This is a genomic window from Glutamicibacter sp. 363 (assembly GCF_052379505.1).
Lineage (GTDB): Bacteria > Actinomycetota > Actinomycetes > Actinomycetales > Micrococcaceae > Glutamicibacter.
Map to the genome: position 1 here is coordinate 17132 of NZ_JBQSYR010000014.1, position 23246 is coordinate 40377.

Here is a 23246-nt window from a genome sequence, read left to right on the forward strand (position 1 = left end):
ACAGACCCGTTTGAGTCTGGTGATAGTGCCAATCTAAACCGAAAGGCCGCGTTCAACCAAAGTTGAACGCGGCCTTTCGGCGACTACTTAGTCGTCCGAATCATCTCCGGGCTTGGCCGGAGTAGTCGGCTTCGAGTTGTTTTGACCGTTTCCGTTGCCATTACCGTTTCCATTGCCGGTGGCTTCAGACTTGTCGTCGTCGGACTCCTTGGAATCCTCATTTTCGGAGTCTTCCTTTTTAGAGTCTTCCTCTTTGTCCTCGTCGTCTTCCTTCGGCTTAGGAGCTGGCTTCGGCTTAGGAGCCTTGCTGACCGAACCGAAGGAATTTCGCTCGTACTGCTGAACCGCCTTGGACATGAAGTCAACCCACAATGGAGCCGCATAGGTCGAGGAATCAACCATCTTCGGAGCGCGTTCGTCGTTGATCATCTTGCCGTGCAGCCAATTCTTCTTTTCCTCTTCGCCTTGTCCCTTAAGCCGGCCAACCCAAGCCGCGCTCGAAATGCCGGTGCTGTAGCCGACGAACCAAGTTGAAGTCGCACCGTTATTTGTGCCGGTCTTGCCCGCAATTGGTCCGGCAACTTGGCCCTTGGAAACACGGTTCGTGGCGATCTTCTTCAACGTCCCATTCAAATCGGCCACGTACTGAGGGTTGATCTGCTGGGAGCAGTTTTGCTTCGGCACCTTGTACTTGGTGCCGTCTTTATCGACCACTGAGGTGATAGCCCGCGGTTCGCAGTATTCACCCTTGTTTGCGAAGGTGGCGAAAGCCGCCGCTTGCGCCAGCGGGGTTACCGATGCAGTACCAATAACGAATGAAGGGTTGGCAGGATTGATAGGTGCTGGCCCCTCGCTACCCACTGGCTTTTGATCGATCAGCCCGATTTTGGTTGCGTAATCAGCAATGGTGCAAAGATCGACCTTTTTGGCTTCCTGAACGGTGGCGGAGTTAATTGACCAGTACAGCCCAGTATCCACCGTCATCGTGCGATAGAAGCCACGCGAAGCGTTCTTTGGTTCCCACTTTGCAGTGTAGGTCTGTCCACCTGGAAGGCAAGAAGCTCGCCATTTATCGCCAGCGGTGAAGAGTTCCTTCTTAGCATTGATCTTGTCGTACATGTGATTGCCCTCGTCAAGCCAAGCAAGGGTGGTGAATGGCTTCATGGTGGAGCCACCCTGGAAGCCGCCCGCTCCACCTAGTCGACTTTCTACCGCGAAGTTGTAGAACGTCCGGCTGCCGGTTTCCTCGGATTTTGGCGCGTAGGTGGTGTTCTGGGCCATGGTCAAGATATTTCCGGTTCCCGGTTCAACCGAAACCAGCGACGAGTAGATATCCTCGTTCGACTTGGCGTTAGGATCGATCGCCTCGCGTGCATCCTTGGCGGCCTTCTTATTCAACGCGGAGTTCAGCGTGGTCTTGATGGTCATGCCGCCGCGGAACAGCAAGTTCTCGCGGTCTTCCTTGGTTTTGCCGAAGTTCTTGTCCTTGAGGATCAAGTTGGTGATGTAGTCGCAGAAATAACCGTCATCTTTGGCAGCCATGCAACCCGAAGCGGAGCTGCTAGGGTCCTCGCCCAAGTCCGACTTCACAGCCTTGTCATATTCCTTTTTGGTGATCGCGCCGGTGCGGTACATGTTGCCCAGCACCTTGTTACGTCGATCCAAGGAGCGTTCAGGGTTCTTGAGCGGGTTGTAGACGTTAGGCAGCTGCACCATGCCGGCGAGCATTGCCGACTGCTGCAGGTTCAGATCCTTGGCGTCCACGGAGAAGAAGCGCTGCGCGGCGGCCTGCACACCATACTCACGACCCGAGAACAACACGAGGTTCAGGTAGCCTTCGAGGATTTCGTCCTTCGACATTTCCTTTTCGATGGCTACCGCGTACTTCAGCTCGCGGATCTTGTCCGAGTAATCCTTGCTGCCCGACACGGTGCTCTCGTCGGAACCGGTCAAGATCTGGTTATTGACCAGCAGGTTGTTCACGTACTGCTGAGTCAGCGTGGACGCACCGGAACGCGAAGAGGAGGTCGCGTTGCTGATGACCGCACGGGCAATGCCCTTGGGGTCAATGCCGCTGTGCTCGTAGAAACGCTCGTCCTCCACCGAAACAATCGCCTTGCGCATGTACGGAGAAATATCCTCGAGGTCCACCGGATCGCGGTTCTGTTCATAGAACGTCGCAATCAGCTTTCCCTCGGAGTCCAAGACATTCGAAGGCTCGGGAATGGGAAGCTTCTCGAATGTGCTCGGAAGCGCGCTTACAATATTATTTCCGGTGGTCAAACCGGTTTTTGCGATAGCTGCCACGGGAACGAGCATGCCCGCGGCCAGCACGCCACACAGGGCACTGATTCCGAAGAACGCAACGATCTTTCCCAAAGTGGTAGCTGTATCAAAAAAGGGTGACTTCTTGGCTGCCATACCTACTAGTTTACAAGGACGCGCTAACGTATCGAGTATGACTAAATGGGAATACGCCACTTTGCCGCTCGTTATCCACGCAACCAAGCAGATTCTGGACCAGTGGGGTGACGATGGCTGGGAGCTCGTAGCGATCGTTCCCGGCCCGAACGGCACCAATCCAGTGGCCTACATGAAGCGTCCAAAAGCCTAACTTTCAGAAGGAGTAAAACCCCATGCAAGAAGCTACTTCCTCGCGTGTCGAAGCACGCCTCGCAGAGCTCGATCTGACCTTGCCAGAGGTGGCAAAGCCGGTCGCCGCATACCTGCCGGCAATCACCACCGGCAACTACGTTTACACCTCCGGCCAGCTGCCGCTGATTAAGGGAGAACTCTCAGCTCTCGGCAAGGTCGGCGCCGAGGTTTCGGCCGAAGATGCCAAGGCCATGGCGCAGACTTGCGCACTGAATGCTCTGGCTGCCATCAAGGCAGAAATTGGTGACCTAGATCGCATTAAGCGTATCGTGAAGGTCGTTGGCTTCGTGTCCTCAGACCCGTCATTCACCGGTCAGCCCGGCGTCATCAACGGGGCCTCGGAATTCTTCGGAAATGTCCTGGGCGAGGCCGGTGTGCACGCACGTTCGGCCGTAGGCGTAGCGGTGCTGCCATTGGATGCTCCGGTCGAGGTTGAGGTCATCGCCGAATTTGAGTAGTCCACAACGCGATTCCGGTGTGCGCCAAGGGCGGTCCAGTCCGTCCGCCACGCGCACCGGAGTTGCGCGCCGCCTCGTAGAACTGCCGCCGCATCAAATTCCCGCGGCGGAAAACTGGTTCACTTTCGGTTCGCGGACCCCGCGCACCGCCCGCCGTGCTTCCTCGGTCTGCCTGGTTCAAGACGGGGTGCACGGAGTAGAAACCTTCCTGGGCTACCGCCCCGGCGAGTCCCCTCTCGGGAGCGTGGCATTTCCCGGAGGCAGCGTCGAAGCGGGAGACCGCGTCGAGTACAAATGGTTCGGCCCGAACCTTTCGCAGTGGTCCAAGCGCATGGACGTGCTCGATCAGCAGCTCGTTCGCGCGCATCTGGTCTGCGCCATCCGAGAACTTTTCGAAGAAACCGGGATCCTGCTCGCCGGAACCGACGAACAGTCGGTGGTCGAAATGAACGATCCCGAGGAATGGATGTCCGCCCGCGAAGCCATCGCCGGACAGGACCTGGCCTTCGAGGAATTTCTTCGCCGGCGCGGGCTGGGCCTGCGCACCGACCTGATGCGCCCGGTCAGCCACTGGCTGAGTCCCAACTTCGCCTTCCGGCGGTTCGACACCTGGTACTTCACCGCAACGGTCCCCGTGCATCAGGAGCCGCGTCTGCTGCGCGCTAAGGGCAAATGGGCGCAGTGGTGCAGTTCCAAGCAGATCATGGCTCAGCGTGCCACCAGCGACCTGGGAGACCGCATTGGCCAGCCGAGCACCGTTGGACTGAGGTTGTCGCAGATCACCAGTCCAGCGGTCGAGCAGATGCTGGAGCGGATGGCCGATGCCCACGGTGCGGTCGCCTATCTCTCGCGCGCACGCACCTTGGACGTGCAGCATCCGGACCTGCTGGTGCGTGACGGCACCTATTATCTCGAAGTGCTGAGCGCGCTCGGGGTCGAATCGACACGTCCTTGGCAGGCGGAACCCGGCCACTAGATCTTCGGTCGGAAAGCAAAGGCCGGACAACCCGCGAGGGTTGTCCGGCCTTTTGCTCAGCGGTGCTTAGCGCGAACGCTGACGCAGACGCTGGATGTCCAGGATCACGACGGCGCGGGCTTCCAGACGGAGCCAGCCGCGCTGCACGAACTCGGCCAGGGCCTTGTTCACGGTTTCGCGGGAGGCACCGACCAGCTGGGCCAGCTCTTCCTGGGTCAGCTCGTGAGCGACCAGGATGCCATCGGTGGCTGGGCGACCGAAACGGTCAGCGAGGTCCAATAGCGCCTTAGCCACACGGCCAGGAACATCGGAGAACACCAGATCGGCCAGGGATTCATTAGTGCGACGCAGACGCGCAGCCAAAGCCTGCAGCAGCTGGATCGAGACCTCCGGGGAGTTCAGGATCGCCTTGCGCATGTTTTCATGGCTCAGACCAGCTAGTCGGGTCTCCGACACGGCGGTTGCGGTTGCGTTGCGCGGGTGTGGATCGAACAGCGCCATTTCGCCGAACAGTTCACCTGGGCCGAGCACGGCAATCAGGTTTTCACGTCCGTCGGCGGAAGTGCGGCCGAGCTTGATCTTGCCCGAGACGATGAAGTAGAGACGGTCACCCTGATCGCCTTCGCGGAACACTGATGCACCGCGAGACAGATCGACCTCGGTCAATTCTTCGGTTAGCGTGGCGAATACTTCATCACCAAGCGACGCGAAAAGCGGCGCGCGGCGCAGTACCTCGATATCCATTAAATCTCCTGTCAACAGTAGTAAGCGCTCACTTCATTGTGCCGTATTCGGTAACAATGTGACAGTTTCCACACGTGGTTTAACCAAGAAATGTTGAGAATCACGCTCGTCATACAAAAACTCGCGAATATCCTCGCAGAAATCCATCAGCTTCTAAGGGTACCTTGGGTTAATAGTAAGTTTGTGAATGAAGCGGGGTCTCGGTGCTCGGAGTATTCAGTTGGCTGGACGTCGCCATCTGCGTAGTTTTACTTTCATTTTTTATTGCCGGAATCCGCCGCGGCTTCCTCTATACGGTCGGGGACATGCTCGGTCTCATCGCCGGAGGCATCGCCGCGTTCTTCGCCATTCCGCTGGTTTCGACCTTCGCCTCGAACCCTTGGTGGCGGGTCGCGCTGATGGTCGCCACGGCCGCCGTGCTGATCATTTTGGGCCAGGCCCTGGGCAGGGTTATTGCCACCCGAATCAGGCGCTGGATGAACTTTGATTTCCTGCGTGCCGCAGACGGTTTGGCCGGTGGCGTGCTTTCGGTTTTCATTACCGCCACAATCATCGGCGCACTGGCATTTTCCACGTCAAGCATGGGTATTCCGCGGCTTTCCAGCGAAATCGACAAGTCGAAAATGATCGCCTCGATCCGTGGGCTGACACCCGAGTTCGTGAACTCGGCCATCTCCTCGGCGCGTTCGGCGGTCATGGCCGAAACCATCCCCGCCCTGCTCGATCCCTTCGCCCCGCCGGTGGAGCCGGTCGAGGAAGGTCAATGGTCCGCCAACGACCTGCAGCGGGCCTCGGTGAGTTCGGTGGCAAAGATCTCCGGGACGGCCGTTCAATGCGGTGTGAACCTCACCGGTTCCGGCTTCGTCATCGACGACCAATTGGTGATGACCAATGCCCATGTGGTGGCAGGTTTGAGCGCGGCTACGGTGGAGGTCGAGGGTGATCAACTTCACCGCGGAAAGGTAGTTTATTTTGATCCGGAAGCCGATATCGCGGTGCTGCGTGTCGACGGCATGGAAGCGCAGCCTCTGGAGCTCGCCGACGAGAATCTGGGCCGCGGCGAGCAAGCTGCCTTCATCGGCTATCCGGCCGGTGGGCCGTTGCAGGTGCGCGGCGCGGTGGTCGCCTCACGCGCCACGGTGTCCATCGCCAATATCTATGGCGAGAACCCCGCCGCGCTCTCGGTTTACCAGTTGACGGCCAAGGTGGCCCAAGGCAACTCCGGCGGCCCCATGGTCAACGATTCCGGCGAAGCGGTAGGCATGATCTTCGCCAAGTCGCGAGGCAATGACGAGGTGGGCTTCGCGCTGAGCCTCGAGGAGATCGAACGCGCGCTCAAGGCGGCCGGGGACCGCACCACCTCGATCAAGACCGGTGAATGCATCGGCGGCTAGCGGCCGAGGATATGCGCCAGCTGCTGGACCGCGAGCCGGTAGCCATTGGTCCCGGCGCCGATGATGATCGAGGCGGCCACGGGGGAGACGTAGGAGTGATGGCGGAATGCCTCACGCCGGTGCACGTTGGAAATATGGACCTCTATCACCGGCAGCGACACCCCGCTGAGCGCATCGGCGATGGCCACCGAGGTGTGCGTGTAGGCGCCCGGGTTGATGATGATGCCGGCTTTGGTCAGCCGCGCTTCGTGAATCGCATCGATGAGCACGCCCTCGTGGTTCGACTGGAAGGCCTCCACGGTGAGGTCGTATCCCGCCGCGGTGCGCTGCGCCAGCGCCTCGACATCGGCGAGCGTTTCATGGCCATAGATTTCGGGTTCGCGAGTTCCTAGCAGGTTCAGGTTCGGTCCGTTGAGTAACAAGATGGTGCGCGAAGCGTTTTCAGACATGGAAACAATCTAATACACCTCGCGTTTGCTCCGGCGCTTCATGAACGTTTATGCGCTAGCTAAAACGAAACGGACCGCCGCTGGCGCACTCCGTTGCCGGTTGAACCGGTTGGCGGTGGCGCAGGCGGCGGCCAGTGGATCCCGGCCTGGGGGCCGGAGCTCGCTACTTCTTCATCGACTGCGCGATCTGCGTCATCACGGTCGCGTCGGACAGCGTGGTCGCGTCGCCGACCTCGCGGCCCTCGGCCACGTCCTTGAGCAGGCGGCGCATGATCTTGCCCGAGCGGGTCTTGGGCAGCTCGGGGACCACCAGGATGTGGCGCGGCTTGGCGATCGGGCCGATGTCCTTGCCCACATGGGCGCGCAGCGTGGCGACCACATCCTCGCCTTCGGGCGGTTCGGTCTGCAGGATCACGAATGCGACCACCGCCTCGCCGGTGGTCTCGTCCTTCGCCCCGACCACCGCGGCCTCGGCAACGTACGGGTGGGCCACCAGCGAGGACTCGATCTCCGTGGTGGACAGCCGGTGCCCGGACACGTTCATCACGTCATCCACCCGGCCCAGCAGCCAGATGTCGCCGTCCTCGTCCTTCTTCGCGCCGTCGCCGGCGAAGTACATGCCCTCGAAGCGGGACCAGTAGGTCTCCTTGTAGCGCTCCATGTCGCCCCAGATGCCGCGCAGCATGGCTGGCCACGGGTCGCGGATGACCAGGAAGCCGCCCTCGCCGTCGGCCACCGAAACGCCGGCCTCGTCGACCACGTCGATGCTGATCCCCGGCACGGCGACCTGCGCCGAGCCCGGCTTGGTGGCGGTCACCCCAGGCATCGGGGTGATCATATGCGCCCCGGTTTCGGTCTGCCACCAGGTGTCCACGATCGGGGTTGGGTGCTCCTTGCGCTCGCCGTTCTTGCCGTTGTTGGTGCCGATGACATCGCGGTACCACATCCAGGCTTCCGGGTTGATCGGTTCGCCGACCGAGCCGAGCACGCGCAGGCTGGAGAGGTCGTAGCCGTCGGGGATCTCGCGTCCCCATTTCATGAAGGTGCGGATCGCGGTCGGCGCGGTGTAGAGGATGGAGACCTTGTACTTCTCGATCAGTTCCCACCAGCGACCCTGATGCGGGGTGTCCGGGGTGCCTTCGTACATCACCTGGGTGGCGCCGTTGATCAGCGGGGCGTAGGTGACGTAGGAATGCCCGGTGACCCAGCCGATATCCGCGGTGCACCAGTAAACATCGGTTTCCGGGTGCAGGTCGAAGGTGTCGCGGTGGGTGACCGCGCCCTGGGCCAGGAAGCCGCCGGTGGTGTGCACGATGCCCTTCGGCTTGCCGGTGGTGCCCGAGGTGTAGAGCACGAACAGCGGGTGCTCGGAATCGTGGGCTACCGCGGTATGCTCGGTGGCGGCGGTGCCGACTACGTCATCCCACCACTTGTCCAGTGCACCGAATTCGGTCGGCTCGCCGTTGCGCTTGACCACCAGCACGTTTTCCACGGTGTGGCCGGGCTTTTCAAGGGCCGCATCCACCGCCGGCTTCAGCGAAGAAGGCTTGCCGCGGCGCCAGGTGCCATCGGCGGTGACCACGAGCTTCGCGTCCGCATCATCGATGCGGGAGCGCAGCGCATCGGCGGAGAAACCGCCGAAGACCACCGAATGGATCGCGCCGATGCGCGCGCAGGCCAGCATGGTGATCACCGCTTCCGGGATCATCGGCAGGTAGACGGCCACCCGGTCGCCCTTGGCGACGCCCAAGGACTCGAAGGCGTTGGCCGCCTTCTTCACCTCTTCGGTCAGCTGCGCGTAGGTGTAGCTGCGGGTGTCTCCCGGCTCGCCTTCGAAATGAATGGCAACCCGTTCGCCCAGGCCGTTCTCCACATGGCGGTCCAGCGCGTTATAGGCCGCGTTGAGTTTGCCGCCGACGAACCACTTGGCCACCGGTGCTTCGGACCAATCCAAGGTCTCGGTGAAATCGGTGTCCCAAGTCAACACGCTCCGTGCCTGTTGCGCCCAGTAGCCCAACCGGTCTTCGCTTGCTGCCGCGTACTGGTTCGCCGAGCCGATGGCTTGGTCGCTGAAGTCTTTGCTAGGGGCAAACGCACGAGTCTCATGCGATAGGTTGTCCAGGGTCTTGGAGTCACTCACCGGTGATCGCGTCCTTTCGGTTAAACAAAAATTACTCTGTGATCAAAGTTACACGCTCGAACGCCGAGCCTGTGGTTTGTGTCACTGACGGGGCTAGTAACGGGCATTTTGTGCGCCGAACGGTCATCAGGGCGCGGTGAAATGCAGGCAAACAGTGATATTTTTCCCGGCTCATGACACGATCATCTCGTGGCAGCAAAAGTGAAAGTTGAAACAGAGATCGGACTCAAACGGCGGGCACGGAAGATGCACCGCCTGTTGGCCGAGGCATACCCCTATGCGGTGGCCGAACTGGATTTCGAGAATCCCTTCGAGCTGCTGGTGGCAACGGTGCTCTCCGCGCAAACTACCGACGTCCGCGTCAATTCGATCACCCCACGGCTCTTCGCAAGGTATCCCGACGCGCTGGCGATGAGCCAGGCCGAACGCGGGGCACTTGAAGAACTGATCCGGCCCACCGGATTCTTCCGCGCTAAGACAGAATCCCTGCTGGGGCTCTCGGCCGCGCTGGTGGAGCGCCATGGCGGCCAGGTCCCCGCTCGGCTCGAAGACCTGGTTAAGCTTGCCGGGGTGGGGCGGAAGACCGCGAATGTGGTGTTGGGAAACGCCTTCGGCGTCCCGGGCATCACCGTGGATACGCACTTCGGACGGCTCGCCAACCGCTTTGGCTGGACCGGCGAAACCGACCCGGTTAAAGTTGAGCACGCCGTGGGCGAATTATTCGAAAAGCGCGACTGGACCATGCTCAGCCATCGCGTGGTCTTCCACGGCCGCCGAGTCTGCCATGCCCGCAAGCCGGCCTGTGGCGCCTGCGTCTTGGCAACGCTCTGCCCGTCCTCCGGGATGGGCGAGGAGATTCCGGCGAAGGCACAGAAATTGCTGAAGTATGAGCTCGCTCCGGGACGCGAAGAACTGCTGCAGAAAATGCTCGACGGGGCCACCCGCCGGGAACTGCGCGCCGAAGGATACGGACTGGACGCATGAGTGCACGTGCTGAGCTGGAAAAAGTCATCGCGACCCATGCCCAAAAAATGGGCTCTACGGTAAAACTTCCGAAACACTGGGTTTTTAACCAGATGGACGCCAACAGCGTGCGCAAGGCAGCGGTGCTCCTCCTCTTCGGATCGGCCACCGGGCGGGGCGTGCACGAAGCGGCCAAACCCGAGGACCTTGACCTGCTTTTTGTGGAGCGCGCCTCCACGCTGCGCAAACATGCCGGGCAGATCGCTTTCCCCGGCGGTGGGATAGATCCCGAGGATGGTTCGGCGAGCGCTGCGGCACTGCGCGAGGCGTGGGAAGAAACCGGGGTTGATATTTCAGGGATTGAAGTTCTTGGCCAATTGACCGAAACGGAGCTTCCGGTGTCCAGCTTCTTGGTCACCCCCGTGGTGGGCTGGTGGCACACCGAGTCCAGGGTCTATGCGGCGGACCTGCGCGAGAGCTCGGATGTCTTCCGGGCGCCGGTAACGCACCTGCTCGATCCGCACAACCGGCTGACCGCGGTGGTGCAGCGCGGGGCCCAGCGTTTCAAATCCCCGGCCTTCGAATACGAAGGACACCTGATCTGGGGATTCACCGCGATCGTGATCGATCGGTTATTTGCCGAGTTGGGCTGGAACAAACCGTGGAACGCGCAACGCGAAATCAAGTTGAAGTAAGCGGCTATTTGCCTTCGGAATAGTTCTGCGAGATAGCGACGCTGACCGGAAAATTTGGGCTGTGCCCGCCAAAGAGCGTGCGTCCGGCGAGCAGCGCCGCGTGGCGCACCAACTCACCAAGGCGATCGGCCAGTTCTATCGGGCACTCGAAAACGACCTCGTCGTGAACGAAAAACACCTGCTGGCAGGACTGGGCCCAGCCGGCCTGGCGAATCAGATGACGGGCATGGCCCATCCACACCAATGCCCACTCGGCGGCGGTTGACTGCACCACGAAATTTCGGGTGAACCTGCCACGCGACCGTGCCGCAGCATCGGCGGCTCGCTGCCCGGCCTCATCTTTGGTAGCCCGCTGGGCTTGCACCCAGCTTTCTTCCGCCGGCGGGCAGCCGCGGCCTAGCCAGCTTTGTACTCCTTCGCCGCGCTCGCCTGCTTTCGCGGCCTGATCCACATACGCCATGGCCTGCGGGAAGTTCTTCTTCAAGGCGACGCCCACCGCACCGGAGGTGCCGCCCCCGCCGCCGTAGATGACCGAGAGCATTCCCAATTTCGCCTCGTTGCGGTCCGAGACGAGCCTGGCATCGATGAGCCACTGATAGAGGTCATCTTGCTGGCCCGCCTCTTGGAGCCGGCGATCTTGGGAGATCGCGGCGAGAATGCGTGGCTCGAGCTGCCGGCCGTCGGCGATGACGAAGGTGCGTCCTGCGGTGGTGCCCACCACCTGGCGGATCGAATGGGGCAGCTGCAGCGCTCCTCCACCGCTGGCGGCCCAGCGCCCGGAGGCGACGGTGCCTAGCACGTAATGCGGGTGGAACCGCCCGTTCTTGACCCATTGGTCAAGCCAGGCGTCCCCGTGCGTGCTGGCCAGCCGGGAAAGCTTCTTGTATTCAAGGACCTGCTCGATGAGCGGATCCTTGAGCTGTTCCAGCTCCCAGGCACGCACCGACTGGACCGAAAAACCTGCGCGGTGCAGGGCACGCAGCAGGTCGTGCGGGGAATCCGGGTTCAGCCCGGGCCACCGCAAGGCCTGTCCGAGGGCCTCGGCCAGATGGGCGAGTTTGGCCGGACGCATCCCTTCGCCGACCGCAGGCCCAAGCTTCTCCCGCAGCAGCGCGCGGTGATCTGCCTCGTTCCAGGCAAGCCCGGCATGCTCCATTTCGCAGGCAACAAGCGCACCGACCGACTCGGCATGAATGAGCAATTCAAGCTTTCGGCGCGCTGCCGGCTCATCGGGCAGGGCCTGGCGTTGGCGCACATACATGGCCACGACTTCGTCCAAGCTTTCCCCGTTGACCGGAGTCTCAAATAAGGCGTCTTGATTGGGCCGGGTAACCGGGCTGTGCGGGTTTTCCAGATCGATGTCGTCTAGTTGCTGCGCGCTCAGTGGGCTGCGGTGCAGGATTCGTTGGGAGAGCGAAAGCACGTGCGCCTTGGCAATGAAGACTCCCGCTGCCAGCAAGGAGGGCATCCAGTCCGCGGTGCGCAGCATGACCCACCGTGGGGCGTGTTCGTCTTCAATGGTGCGAACGGCCGCCGGGAAGTGGGCTTTGGACACCGGGCGGCCCGGGAGCACTGGCTTGCCACTTAGTGCGTGGCGAAGTTCGAGGATGGCGTAGCCTTCGGGGTCAGCGGCGATAAAGGCAAGCATGCTCATTGTTCTATTGTGCATTGAAGACGGACAATATCCCCAGCTTGCCAAGCATCGGCCCGGCACCATGCGAAACGATGGCACCGTTCAACTATGAATTGGTTATCTTTTCCCAGCTCCGGCTCACCGCCGATAAAGAGCGATGGGCGGTTTGTGGCAACCGAACAAGCGTGCGATGCGCCGAGGTCGGTCGCGATAAGCGCTGAGCGCCTCTGGGGCGCTGGCGAACTAGCCTGCACCCTGGTCAGCCACGATGAGCGACTAGTCGAAAGCTGTGCGCTCATCGCGCTGGGCGCGGCCGTGCGCATACACCAATGCGCCGAGCTCAAGGATCTGCCGGCTCCCGGCAACGGCCCGGTGCTCTGGGGCGCGGATATGGCCGCCGAAGCACTGGCATTCCCCGGACTCTGCGACGTTGTCCTCGGCTTTGAAGAAGACGACCAACAGCTGTGGTCGGTGGCTAGCCAAATCCCGCGTGCCAGAGTGGCCGTCTTGCCCAGGGCACAGCAATGGTTGGGGGAGTATCTAGGGCTTTGGGGAATGCGCGCAGGCCAGGCGCATTGCCTTTCCTTGGGTTCCCTCGCCGGCGGCTTGGGAACCAGTACCTTGGCGGCGCTCGTTGCCCACGCGGGCACGCTGTGCGGATTGAAGAGCCTGCTGATCGATCTGGATCCTCATTCCACCGGATTGTGGCCGCGGGTGACGCTCGATCCGCCCACGGGAATCGGCTGGGAAGAGCTGTGCCGCTCCGGTGGCGCGTTGGCACCGCACCAGCTGGTGGATACCTTGCCCACGGTGCGAGACACCGCGGTTTTGACCTGGTCGCCCAGCGCCGCACCCAGCGAGCTGGATGAACAACTGGTAGTGCGATTATTGGCGGCGGCCAGACAAGGCTTCGACCTGCTAGTGGTCGATACCGGACGCGCGATGCACCCGCAGCGTGCGGTGCTTGAACAATTCGTTGACCGGCAGATCCTGACCTGTGAAGATACCGGCACACCGCCGGCCGAAGCCCATATCCGCTGCGGTCCAAGGAACCTGCGAAATTCGAATACCGCGACGGGACAGTACCTAGGGCATTTTGCGAGCTTGCCGAGGATCTCCCGGGCGATACAACGCGGAGTGCTCTTTGACGCCATGCGCTCTCGAAAAGTCCGCCACGTGCTAGCGGACCTGCGCCTCCTGCCAGAATCCGAGGGGAGCAAGAGATGAGCACGGGCAAACACAGTGCGCAAGGTGCGGGGCGCGCAACCCGTCGCGAAGTCGATGAACGCATCCTCGAATCGGTGCGTCAGCGGGCGATGGCCACCGGTGGGCAACTCGATGCGGTAGCCCTCGCCGGGGCCGTACAAGATTCTGGGGCCGCCTTGGGCGCCTCGGGAGCCGCCGAATCACTAAAAGCTCTGCAAGACGAAGTCGCCGGTCTATCGGTACTCGAACCATTCGCCCAACAGCCCGAAGTGACCGATGTCTTGGTTGACGGGCAGGGCAGGGTGTGGATCGATTCGCCTCGCGGGTTGGAACCGACCGAATACGTCTTCGGATCAGCCGAACAGGTCCGCAGGCTGGCAGTCCACCTTGCCACGCTAGCTGGACGCAGACTAGACGATGCAAGCCCATTTATGGACATGAGCTTGAAGCACTACCGAGTCCACGCGGTGCTGCCTCCGATTGCCACGCAGGGGCCGCTGATCTCGATTCGTGTTAAGAAAACCAAGCCCTTGGACCTCGCCGGGGTACTGGAACACGCGGCGTGCTGGTGGCATCCGTTGCTTGAAGAGATCATGAAACGGGAACTGAATTTTCTCGTCACCGGAGGCACCGGCAGCGGCAAGACCACCTTGCTTCAGGCTATGCTCTCGCTGGCTCACGAGGGTCAACGCATCGTTGTCGTGGAAGACTCCCAAGAGCTGCACGTCACCCACCAACATGTGGTCGGCATGCAGACTCGTGCGGCAAACGTTGAAGCGGCCGGCAACATCGAACTGCGCGATCTGGTGGTTCAAGCACTTCGAATGCGACCGGATCGATTGATCGTCGGGGAGTGCCGAGGGGCAGAGATCCGAGATTTCTTGGCTGCCATGAATACCGGCCATCAAGGAGCTGCCGGGACTCTGCACGCCAATAACCCCGAAGCCGTTCCCGCCCGTCTGGCAGCTCTGGGCGCACTAGCCGGGTGGAACCTCCAAGCGACGGCCCTGCAGGCGACCAGCGCGCTTGACCTTATTATTCACATGTCGCGCGGAGCACAGGGACAACGCGGTCCGGTGGCCCTAGGCATCCTGAACTCCGAGAGAGACGGTCAAATGAGCGTGATCACTGCGATCGACAGCAATCGGCGCGCACCCCTGGACCCGGCTTCGCTGCCGATCCTTGAACAGAAACTCGGTCAGGCGACTCTCAGCGCGCTCGCCGAGCAGATGGCTCGAAGCGAAGGCTGAACTGCGATGTTGATTCTCCTACTGAGCGCCGTGGCACTCTGGCTCTGGTTTCCTGGCAAAGCTAAAAACGAAACGGGCGGACGTCCCCGGCAGCAACACGGTATTTTCGGGTCCTCGCGACGGTCCGATGCACCGAAGAATGCGTTGGCCGAAGACGCCCGCACGATTCGCGAACTTGCCGCTTTGGTGCGCAGCGGACTGACCTTCTACCCCGCCGTTGATGCATTGCTGGCCGCCGAACACAGCCAGTGTCCGGTGCACCAGGCGCTTCACCAATTACGCGCCACGCACCGGCTGGGTGCTCGGAGGCCTAATCCGACTGAACCGACGGCGAACAACGCGCACACCTCGTCGGTGCATCGAATGCATTGGTGCTTACGGGTTTCCGAGCGCAGCGGCGCAAGCCTTGCCGAGGTGCTGGAACGGTTGGCCGATGATCTGGAAGCCGACCTGGTCGCATCACAAGCATTCGACGCCGCCATGGCTGGCCCCAAGGCCACGGCCAAGTTGCTGACCTGGCTGCCACTGGTTGGGTTCGGCGCCGGAATCCTTCTAGGCATTGACGTGCTCGGTGCCCTAGCCACCTCATGGGCGGCGCAGCTGAGCGTAGTCCTCGGGATGGCGTTGTGGCTGCTCAATCGGCTGTGGTGCAGGTTCCTGCTGCGCACCACCACTCGGCAGGCCCTGCAATGACTTTCTTCGCGTTGTGCTGTGCGGTTGCCGCGGTCTTGCTGGCTATTTCAAGCCACGAGAGGCACGAAAGAACGCTGAGCATAAAGCGTCCGCAAGCCAAAGCCGCTGACATCCAGAATCAACCTGTTGAGCTGATTCTGGATGTCAGCGCAAGCTTGTTGGATTCGGGAATGCCGATTAAAGACATTTTAGACACGCTAGGTCGCGGTGTCCCGCAAGGTGCACAGCTCTGCACCGTCGCACGATGCTTGGAAATGAACATGGAGTGGGATAAAGCCTGGCACTCGGCACCGGATTGGTTGCGACCACTTGAAAAGGCTTTGCGCTTCGCCCATGTCACCGGAGCCCCGGCGGCGAGCTTGCTGCGCAATGCGGCAGCGTTGCAGCGTCGCGAACGCAGCCAAAGAGTCGCAAGGCTGGGCGCGCAATTCGGTACCAGATTGGTGCTGCCCCTGGGCGCATGCGCCTTGCCAGCATTCATTGCCTTGGGCGTGGTGCCGCTGATTATTGCCTTGCTGCCGGGGCTCTGAACGAGTAATCCCCAGCTTGAAAGGAACCTAATCCGTGAAACGTTCAGGTAGCTCAAGCTGAAGGCACCACCCCAAATTATTTCGCATTTGGGAAACAACGAAAGGAAAAATCATGAAACGTATGGAAGCTATGCTTTCCGAGCGTCTTGCTGACGAAGAGGGCTCAACCACCGCAGAATTTGCTATGGTCACTCTGGCCGCCGTAGCCTTCGCCGGATTGCTGATCAGCATCCTGTCCAGTGGGGATGTGCGTGGCATGCTGATGGGTCTTATCAGCAAGGCCCTGTCGCTGTAGGCAATGAACTTCAACGATGAGAGAGGTAGCAGCACGGCGGAATTCGCGGTGCTGCTACCGGCTGTTGCCGTGTTTTTATCTTTGCTGTTGTGCTTTGGAGTGTTGGGTATGAAGCAGATCCAAGTGCAACAGGCTGCCGCTGCCATGGCCAGAGAACTGGCACGCGGAGAAGAGAGCTCGGTAGTGCATTCGAGCGGGATCAGGCTCGCCGGACATGACGCGACATATGCGATTTCACAGGGTGGGGGATTCTCCGAAGTTCATGTCAGCAAGTCTGTGCGCATTCCATTGCTCGGACCGATACAGGTCCGTGGCGAAGCTAGCGTGGCACTGGAATGAGAGAACCAGCCAGCGCGAGAGGCGAACGCGGCAACGGAACGGTGACGGCCACCGCATTAGTGGCGGTGGCACTGATCCTGGCCTCGGCGGTGCTCCTTTGGACGGCCGCGACCCATGCATCGATGCGTGCGGCGGCTGCCGCCGATTTGGCGGCGCTAGCCGCCGCAGATACCGCTAGAGGTCTACGCGCCGGGGACCCCTGCGAGATCGCCCGAAGCGTATCGGCGGCTAACGAAGCCGAACTTGAGCAATGCGCCGTGGAGGACGGAGGAACCTCTGTGCGTGTAACCGTCAGTGTGCCGGTGACCTTCGTCGCTCATGAGGTGAAGCTGCACGCGGCTACGGCGCGAGCCCGGGCCGGTGCACCGCCCTTAGATCAGCGATGATGGGCAGGCACAATATCCTGCAGCACGGTGCTCAGCAGAAGTATGGCACCGCTTTTGTCCAATGGGTTATTGCGGTTTCCGCACTTCGGTGACTGCACGCAGCTGGGGCACCCGTGGGCGCATTCGCACGATTGGATGGCGTCTCGGGTAGCTCGCACCCAATCTAGGAAACGCTCGAAACCACGCTCGGCGAATCCGGCTCCCCCCGGCTGGGCGTCATAAACGAAGATGGAGGGGTGGCCGGTGTCCATATGAAGGGCCGTAGACACCCCGCCAATATCCCAGCGGTCCGAGGTCGCGACCAGGGGAAGCAGCCCGATCATCGCATGTTCGGCCGCATGCAATGCCCCCGGGAACTGATCCACGGTGAGCCCGGCACCCAGTAGCCGCTGTTCGGTGAGCGTGAACCACACAGATTTAGTATGGAGTTCACGAGCTTCCAGCTCCAGAGGTTCCTCGGAGAGCACCTCGTTGGAGGCTACCGATTTGCGTTGGAACGAGACCACCTGAGTGGTGACGGTGACCTCGCCGAAAAATATACCGAGTTCCTGATGTTTGCTACTGCGCTCTTGGGAATGGACCTCTACCGTTGTCAGGTCGCGGGCGTTGGTGTAATAATCCGGATTGACTCGACTGACCACGACCACATGATTTTGTTCGTCGAGTTCTTCAACGTGGTAGCTGGCTCCTTGATGCACGTAAATGGCTCCGGGGTGTGCCTGATAATGTGTTTGCGGCGAATCCATGGTTCCAAGCAGCGCTCCGGTTTCGGCGTCGATAATGTCGACCGGGCCACCGCCGTCTGCCCGAATGGAGAACATCGAGGCGGCGTGTTGCGGATGGGTCCAGAACCATCCGGCCGGTCTGCGGCGCAAGTAGCCGCGCTGCACCAAGGAGTCCAGCAACTCTTCGGTCTGCGGGCCAAAAAGAGCTAATTCTTCGGGCCGCAACGGGTGTTCCTGGGCGGCTGCGCACAAGTGGCCGCTGAGTACGTATTTATTATGCGGGTCAAAGACCGTCGCTTCGACTCCGAGTTCAAATATTGCCTCGGGATGGTGCACCAGATAGGTGTCGAGCGGGTCTTCGGCGGCGACAAATATGGCAAGCGCATCTTGTCCGCTTCTTCCGGCACGGCCGATCTGTTGGAAGAATGAAGCGCGCGTTCCGGGCCATCCGGCGACCACCACCGCGTCCAACCCGGCGATGTCGATGCCAAGCTCCAATGCGGATGTCGAGGTCACTCCCAATAATTGGCCGGAGCGCAGCTGTTTTTCAACTTCGCGGCGTTCGGCCGGCAGGTATCCAGATCGATAGGCCGCCAAGCGGACGCTGAGTTCTGGAGCGAACTTTTCCAAATGCTTGCGCGTGAGTGCCGCAATGGTCTCTGCGCCGCGGCGGGATTTGATGAACACGATGCTGCGCACATGGTCCGCCATTAGGTCGGTAAGGATTGAGGCGCTCTCTGCGATCGCCGTGCGACGTAGCGGGGCACCATTTTCACCAGTCCGGTCGGTCAAGGGCGGTTCCCACAGTCCGATGACTAGTTCCCCCGAAGCGGAGAAATCGTGGGTAACGGCCTGTGCCGGGGCGCCGATGAGCCTCGAGAAGGATTCTTCCGGGTCCGAGCTGGTTGCCGAGGCGCCGATGAAGACCGGGTCGTTTCCGTAGTGGGCGCAGATGCGCCGCAGCCGGCGCATCAAGTTTGCGACGTGGGCACCAAAAACTCCGCGATATGAATGCGCCTCGTCGATGACCACGTAGCGCAACCGTTTGAAGAAACGCGACCAGGCCTGATGGTTGGACAGGATGCCACGATGGAGCATATCCGGGTTGGTGAAGACAAAGTTCGCGTGTTGCCTGACCCAGCTGCGGGTTCCTTGGTCGGTGTCGCCGTCATAGCTAGAGGCCCGAACGCCTGGCACCTTCAAAGCCTGCACCGAAGCCAACTGGTCTGCCGCCAAGGCCTTGGTGGGGCAGATGTACAAGATGGTCCCTTGGGCCTCGGCGTCATTGGGGCCGGTCTCTCGGGTGCGGTAGAGCAGGTCAATACTGGGCATGAGATATGCCAAAGATTTGCCGGAGGCCGTGCCGGTAGAAATGATCGTGTGGTTTCCCGCGTGAACGGATTCCGCGGCTTGCACCTGGTGCAGCCAGGGCCGCTGAATGCCTAGTTCCTCAAAGGTTTGCCGGACCGCGTCGTGGATCCAGGTCGGCCATGGCGCGGTGATCTCATCTTTCGCGGCCACCGACCTGCGATGGATGACCGCTTCGGGATCGTTTTGCCGATTGAACGGATCCAGCAACGCGCGCACGGACTTCACGTCTAGAGCCTCTCTGAGCAACGGTGGGTAGTTAAAAGCTTATCGCCGTCGAAAATAATTCCGACGGCGATCAGCGAAGAAATGGTGGCGGTTAGCCTTTGAACAGGACAACCTTGCCTAGCGAGGTCCAGCCCAAGGAAGCGTAGAGCTGCTGGCCGTCAACGGAGGCGATGAGCAGGCCCTCGTCCACATCGTGCTCTTGGGCCAGAGAAGCGAGCGCGCGCATGATCAAAGTTCCAAGACCCTGACGGCGGAAATCTGTACCGGTAATGATGCGGTCGAAGATCGCGAATCCGGCGACTGCCGAGACGTGGCCGGAAGCGGCTACGATCTCCTGATTGTCTTCTGGATGCAGCGAAACATAGGCATGGGTGCCGTCGCGTTCGATCTGGAAGACGAAGCCATCTGCGGGCAAAGGTACTTCGACGTCGTGCACGGCTAATTCGGTGACCATGAGGACTTCATCGTCTGCGGACACCTGAAGGCCAACCTCGCTGGCGGTACGCAGCAGTCCCTCGATTGAGTCATCGAATGCGGTGAGACGGCGCTTTGGATGCTTTTTAAGCGTCTCGGCGACCGCTGCGAGCTCTTCCTTGGAAGGCTCATAAATAACGTATTCCCAGTCCCCGGTCGTATCGTGACGGAGGGCCGCGTGGACTCGCCCCTCATGGCGGGTCTCGTATCCACGGACGCCTGCCCAGCCGTCTACCCAGGTACCAATCAGTTCATCGCTTGCGTTTGATGCCATGTTTTGACCCTACCCTGTCTCACCTAGGAATTAGCTGACGTTGAGCTAATCGTTGCTTACTTGAAACTATAGTCAATGCTGATACCCGGACAATGGTCGGGACCGAGAATGTGACTTTGCTCTTTTGCGCGGCGATTTGTGCCGAAAAGCTACTACCCTTATATGGTGGCCATTCATCGCATCGTTTTGTATTACGCATTTACTCCGCTTCCCGACCCGGAAGCCGTCCGCTTGTGGCAGCGTTCGCTGCTGGAACGCTGGGGCTTGCGCGGTCGAATTATCATCTCCAAGGACGGCATCAACGGGACCGTTGGCGGCGAGATTTCTGCCGTCAAGAAATACGTGAAGGCTACCCGCGAGTTCCCTCCATTCACAAAGATGGATATTAAGTGGTCCGAGGGCTCGGCCGAAGACTTCCCGCGTATATCCGTCAAGGTCCGTGACGAAATTGTCACGTTCGGCGCCCCGGGCGAGATCGAGATCGACGAGAACGGTGTGGTCGGCGGCGGGGTCCACCTGCGTCCCGAGCAGCTCCACGAACTGGTCGAAACGAAGGAGAAGGTTGGGGAGAAGATTCACTTCTTCGATGGCCGAAACGCGTTCGAAGCCCAGATCGGCAAGTTCAAGGACGCGATCGTTCCAGCGGTGGAAACCACCCGCGAGTTCATGGATGAACTCGATTCGGGAAAGTACGACCACCTGAAAGATCAGCCGATCGTCACCTACTGCACCGGCGGCATTCGCTGCGAGGTGCTCTCCGCGCTGATGGTCAAGCGCGGTTTCCAAGAGGTTTACCAGATGCAGGGCGGAATCGTCCGCTACGGCGAACAGTACGGTGACAAGGGCCTGTGGGAAGGTTCCCTGTATGTCTTCGACAAGCGCATGCACACCGAATTCTCCGAGGATGCGGTGACCATCGGCGAATGCGTCGGTTGCCAGGGGCCCACGAACAAGTTCGAGAATTGCGCGAACCCGACATGCCGCAACCTGCGTCTCTTCTGTGAAGACTGCGCCAAGGATGAAGAATTGCGCCGGTGCCCAGACTGCACCGAAGTATCGATCGAAGCCTAGGCAAGAACCAGCGCGCCGCATGATTTAGAGATCATGCGGCGCGCTGGCATTTAATTGGCGACTAGGAACTAGGCCACAGGTTGAGTGACGCATCGATTACTTCGGTTTCCTCGGCCGTGGTGTCATAAACGCTGAAGCCTCGTGCTTGGTAGTTCGGGATGGCCGCTTCCCCATCCAACGAGCAGGTGTGCAGCCACACCCGGCCCACCGGCGGGAGATCTTCGAAGCGCGTGTGCAGATCCCAAGCCCGACGATTGGCTTCGCTGAGCAACAGACCACCGAGGCCCTGCCCGATGGCTTCGGGGAATAGCCCGAAGTAGTAGATCTCTACCTCGCTCTGGGCCTCGGTCACCTCGGTCACCAGTTCCGCGTACCCCTTCGGCACCCCATCCTGGTAGAGCACATAGGTTTCAGAGCCCGCACGGCGCAGCGTCGCATCCCATTGTTCACGGCTGGAAGTCAGCCGATCTGCCCAGTTCAATTTGCTCCCCACGCTTTGATAGAGGAAGCGGGAAAACTCGGCCGAGATCTGTTGGGCGCGTTCGATCCTCGCGTGCTGCGGAAGTTTTCTGGCACTCGGGCGCATTTCGGCACTCGAAAGCTGCTGCAAATAGGTGATGGTCACGACTGGCATACCGAACATCCTAAGGTGGTTGGGCAGTTGTTGCGCAGTCTTGTAACACCCGCGGACTCGTTAGACTTGGAACTGTGAATGCCGCTGAATTTTCTGCCATTGAAGATGCCCCTAGTAGTTACGACCTCGCGTTGCTGGACAAGCTCCATGCCGACTTGAAAACAATGAAGTTTGGCTTTGATGCCATCACCGAGCTATTAGGTGATGATGCGGTGGCTGCTTATGGTCGGGATCAGATCCACCCGGCGCTTCGAGTTCTGAACAAGCAGCCCGAAGCCGGTTCCCTGGCGTGCGCCGTTCGGCTGTTCCAGTTGGGACAGGCGGAATCTGTCGCGGCGATCGCCGCTGCGTTCCCCACGGTGCGTGCCGACGGGCTGCTCAAGCTCGGGTTGATTGAGCCATGGGCCTCGGGGTACCGGGCTAAGGTGGCGTTGGCGGTGCATGCCTCGGATGCCGATGGTGAATTGTGGGTGGCTCACGACCTGGGTTCGCACCAGCGTCCCGGGGTTCTGCGCACGGACCACGTTTTAGGCATTGGCCATGCTTCGCGCACGCTTGCGCAGGTCACCGTCCGTCCGGACGCTGAACGGGCCCTCGATCTCGGCACGGGATGCGGAATACAGCTATTCCATTTGCTCTCGCACTCCAAGCACGTGACCGCCACGGACCTTTCGGACCGCGCACTGGCGTTCACCCGGTTTAACCTGGTGCTCAACCACCGAGCTTTGAAGCTGGACCCGCAGCGGCTAGAAGAGCGGGTTACGCTATTGCAGGGCAGCCTGTTCGAACCGGTGGCCGGCCAGAAATTCGACTTGATCGCCAGCAATCCGCCATTCGTGATCACACCGCGCAATAAGTCCGAGCGTGAGCAAGACCGCTTCACCTACCGTGATGGTGGCATGGCTGGCGATTCCTTGGTGAGCACGCTGATTGCCCAGGCCCCCGAGCATCTGAACCCCGGTGCACATATGCAGATGCTGTCGAATTGGGAGATACCTCGCCTAGATGAGGAATCCAATGAACCATGGGCGCGGCGGGTCTCCGATTGGTTTGCCGATGACTTGGACGTCTGGGTGATTGAACGTGAACAGGCCACTCCGAGCGTTTATGCTGAAACCTGGTTGCGCGATGCGTCGCAAAGCGAGGACAGCGCCGCCTACGCGGCCGCCTATGACGCCTACCTCGACGACTTCGAATCCCGCCAGGTCGGTGCGGTCGGTTTCGGCATGGTGTATTTCCGCCGGCCCGCGCAACCGGAGGTAACCTTCCGTCTCTTCGAACAGATACCGCACCAGGTGGAACAGCCGCTGGCTCCTGCCTTGGAGCGAGACATTCTGATGGCAGATGCATTGCGCGAAGCCGGAGAAGAATGGAAGCAGTGGCACCTGCTAGTCGCAGATGATGTCACCGAGGAACGTCATCAGCGCCCCGGTGCCGAACATCCAGGAGTGATCCTCTTGCGCCAGGGCGCGGGGATCCGCCGAACCGAAATTTTGGACTCGGCGCAGGCCGGATTCCTGTCGGCCTGCGATGGTGAATTATCGGTCGCGCAGTTGGTTGTAGCCCTTGATTCACTGATCGGTGAGGGCGAGGAGAATTTCACTGAAAGGCTTTATGAAGCTATTGCTCGCCTTCTGCGGCATGGAATGCTTCGTAAAATCTGAAA

23 protein-coding genes are annotated in these 23246 nt (G+C 60.6%); 15 read left to right on the forward strand and 8 right to left on the reverse strand.

Annotated features, from left to right (window positions below; genetic code table 11):
• Window positions 1–87: 87 nt before the first annotated feature.
• Window positions 88–2421, reverse strand: coding sequence for a transglycosylase domain-containing protein (locus ACT3UA_RS09930; protein WP_444616265.1), 2334 nt, complete (start codon window positions 2419–2421; stop codon window positions 88–90).
• A gap of 37 nt (window positions 2422–2458) precedes the next feature.
• Between ACT3UA_RS09930 and ACT3UA_RS09935 the strand changes: the two genes are divergently transcribed.
• From ACT3UA_RS09935 to ACT3UA_RS09945, 3 genes are read left to right on the forward strand one after another with little or no spacing between them, the layout of a single operon-like run.
• Window positions 2459–2614: a hypothetical protein gene (locus ACT3UA_RS09935; RefSeq protein WP_096283344.1), complete on the forward strand. Its 156-nt coding sequence runs from the start codon at window positions 2459–2461 to the stop codon at window positions 2612–2614.
• 22 nt (window positions 2615–2636) lie between these two features.
• On the forward strand, window positions 2637–3113 hold the full coding sequence (locus tag ACT3UA_RS09940; protein WP_096283346.1) for a RidA family protein: 477 nt from the start codon (window positions 2637–2639) through the stop codon (window positions 3111–3113).
• Window positions 3114–3132: 19 nt separating this feature from the next.
• The gene (locus tag ACT3UA_RS09945; protein ID WP_444616343.1) at window positions 3133–4089 is read left to right on the forward strand and encodes an NUDIX hydrolase; all 957 of its coding nucleotides are present in this window, start codon (window positions 3133–3135) and stop codon (window positions 4087–4089) included.
• Between the two features lie 66 nt (window positions 4090–4155).
• Here ACT3UA_RS09945 and ACT3UA_RS09950 read toward each other — a convergent pair whose 3' ends face one another.
• Window positions 4156–4833: a Crp/Fnr family transcriptional regulator gene (locus ACT3UA_RS09950; protein WP_096257040.1), complete on the reverse strand. Its 678-nt coding sequence runs from the start codon at window positions 4831–4833 to the stop codon at window positions 4156–4158.
• 203 nt (window positions 4834–5036) lie between these two features.
• Between ACT3UA_RS09950 and ACT3UA_RS09955 the strand changes: the two genes are divergently transcribed.
• Window positions 5037–6227 (forward strand): MarP family serine protease, encoded by a 1191-nt coding sequence (locus tag ACT3UA_RS09955; protein WP_444616268.1) that lies wholly within the window; start codon window positions 5037–5039, stop codon window positions 6225–6227.
• Here ACT3UA_RS09955 and aroQ read toward each other — a convergent pair.
• On the reverse strand, window positions 6224–6676 hold the full coding sequence (gene aroQ, locus ACT3UA_RS09960; RefSeq protein WP_105553241.1) for a type II 3-dehydroquinate dehydratase: 453 nt from the start codon (window positions 6674–6676) through the stop codon (window positions 6224–6226). The genes ACT3UA_RS09955 and aroQ overlap by 4 nt on opposite strands.
• Before the next feature lie 163 nt (window positions 6677–6839).
• Window positions 6840–8816: an acetate--CoA ligase gene (gene acs, locus ACT3UA_RS09965; protein ID WP_444616271.1), complete on the reverse strand. Its 1977-nt coding sequence runs from the start codon at window positions 8814–8816 to the stop codon at window positions 6840–6842.
• 189 nt (window positions 8817–9005) lie between these two features.
• Here acs and nth point away from each other — a divergent pair, with 189 nt between their 5' ends.
• Window positions 9006–9800: an endonuclease III gene (gene nth, locus ACT3UA_RS09970; protein ID WP_444616273.1), complete on the forward strand. Its 795-nt coding sequence runs from the start codon at window positions 9006–9008 to the stop codon at window positions 9798–9800.
• Window positions 9797–10474: an NUDIX hydrolase gene (locus ACT3UA_RS09975; RefSeq protein ID WP_444616275.1), complete on the forward strand. Its 678-nt coding sequence runs from the start codon at window positions 9797–9799 to the stop codon at window positions 10472–10474. The genes nth and ACT3UA_RS09975 overlap by 4 nt, the downstream gene beginning before the upstream one ends.
• Window positions 10475–10478: 4 nt before the next feature.
• Here ACT3UA_RS09975 and ACT3UA_RS09980 read toward each other — a convergent pair whose 3' ends face one another.
• Window positions 10479–12128, reverse strand: a complete 1650-nt coding sequence (locus ACT3UA_RS09980; RefSeq protein ID WP_444616277.1) for a bifunctional 3'-5' exonuclease/DNA polymerase — start codon at window positions 12126–12128, stop codon at window positions 10479–10481.
• 147 nt (window positions 12129–12275) lie between these two features.
• Between ACT3UA_RS09980 and ACT3UA_RS09985 the strand changes: the two genes are divergently transcribed.
• From ACT3UA_RS09985 to ACT3UA_RS10015, 7 genes are all read left to right on the forward strand, one after another.
• Entirely contained in the window at window positions 12276–13334 is a 1059-nt protein-coding gene (locus tag ACT3UA_RS09985; RefSeq protein WP_444616279.1) for a hypothetical protein, read from the forward strand.
• A complete protein-coding gene (locus ACT3UA_RS09990; protein WP_444616281.1) occupies window positions 13331–14563 on the forward strand; it encodes a TadA family conjugal transfer-associated ATPase in 1233 nt (410 codons plus the stop codon). The genes ACT3UA_RS09985 and ACT3UA_RS09990 overlap by 4 nt, the downstream gene beginning before the upstream one ends.
• 6 nt (window positions 14564–14569) lie before the next feature.
• Window positions 14570–15256 carry a type II secretion system F family protein gene (locus ACT3UA_RS09995; RefSeq protein ID WP_444616283.1) on the forward strand — a complete coding sequence of 229 codons (687 nt, stop codon included), beginning with the start codon at window positions 14570–14572 and terminating at the stop codon, window positions 15254–15256.
• On the forward strand, window positions 15253–15786 hold the full coding sequence (locus ACT3UA_RS10000; RefSeq protein ID WP_444616285.1) for a type II secretion system F family protein: 534 nt from the start codon (window positions 15253–15255) through the stop codon (window positions 15784–15786). Before ACT3UA_RS09995 ends, ACT3UA_RS10000 begins: the two co-directional genes overlap by 4 nt.
• 112 nt (window positions 15787–15898) lie before the next feature.
• Entirely contained in the window at window positions 15899–16081 is a 183-nt protein-coding gene (locus tag ACT3UA_RS10005; RefSeq protein WP_096283372.1) for a DUF4244 domain-containing protein, read from the forward strand.
• Window positions 16082–16084: 3 nt separating this feature from the next.
• On the forward strand, window positions 16085–16420 hold the full coding sequence (locus tag ACT3UA_RS10010) for a TadE family type IV pilus minor pilin (protein WP_444616287.1): 336 nt from the start codon (window positions 16085–16087) through the stop codon (window positions 16418–16420).
• Window positions 16417–16806 (forward strand): Rv3654c family TadE-like protein, encoded by a 390-nt coding sequence (locus ACT3UA_RS10015; protein ID WP_444616289.1) that lies wholly within the window; start codon window positions 16417–16419, stop codon window positions 16804–16806. Before ACT3UA_RS10010 ends, ACT3UA_RS10015 begins: the two co-directional genes overlap by 4 nt.
• Here ACT3UA_RS10015 and ACT3UA_RS10020 read toward each other — a convergent pair.
• Entirely contained in the window at window positions 16797–19127 is a 2331-nt protein-coding gene (locus ACT3UA_RS10020; RefSeq protein ID WP_105568712.1) for a DEAD/DEAH box helicase, read from the reverse strand. The genes ACT3UA_RS10015 and ACT3UA_RS10020 overlap by 10 nt on opposite strands.
• A 91-nt stretch (window positions 19128–19218) precedes the next feature.
• Entirely contained in the window at window positions 19219–19875 is a 657-nt protein-coding gene (locus ACT3UA_RS10025) for a GNAT family N-acetyltransferase (protein WP_096283380.1), read from the reverse strand.
• Window positions 19876–20040: 165 nt separating this feature from the next.
• Here ACT3UA_RS10025 and trhO point away from each other — a divergent pair, with 165 nt between their 5' ends.
• Entirely contained in the window at window positions 20041–20946 is a 906-nt protein-coding gene (trhO, locus tag ACT3UA_RS10030; RefSeq protein ID WP_096283550.1) for an oxygen-dependent tRNA uridine(34) hydroxylase TrhO, read from the forward strand.
• Window positions 20947–21007: 61 nt separating this feature from the next.
• Here trhO and ACT3UA_RS10035 read toward each other — a convergent pair whose 3' ends face one another.
• Window positions 21008–21580: a GNAT family N-acetyltransferase gene (locus ACT3UA_RS10035; RefSeq protein ID WP_444616292.1), complete on the reverse strand. Its 573-nt coding sequence runs from the start codon at window positions 21578–21580 to the stop codon at window positions 21008–21010.
• 74 nt (window positions 21581–21654) lie between these two features.
• Here ACT3UA_RS10035 and ACT3UA_RS10040 point away from each other — a divergent pair, with 74 nt between their 5' ends.
• Complete coding sequence (locus ACT3UA_RS10040; protein WP_444616294.1) at window positions 21655–23244, forward strand: DUF7059 domain-containing protein; 1590 nt, start codon at window positions 21655–21657, stop codon at window positions 23242–23244.
• Window positions 23245–23246: the final 2 nt, after the last annotated feature.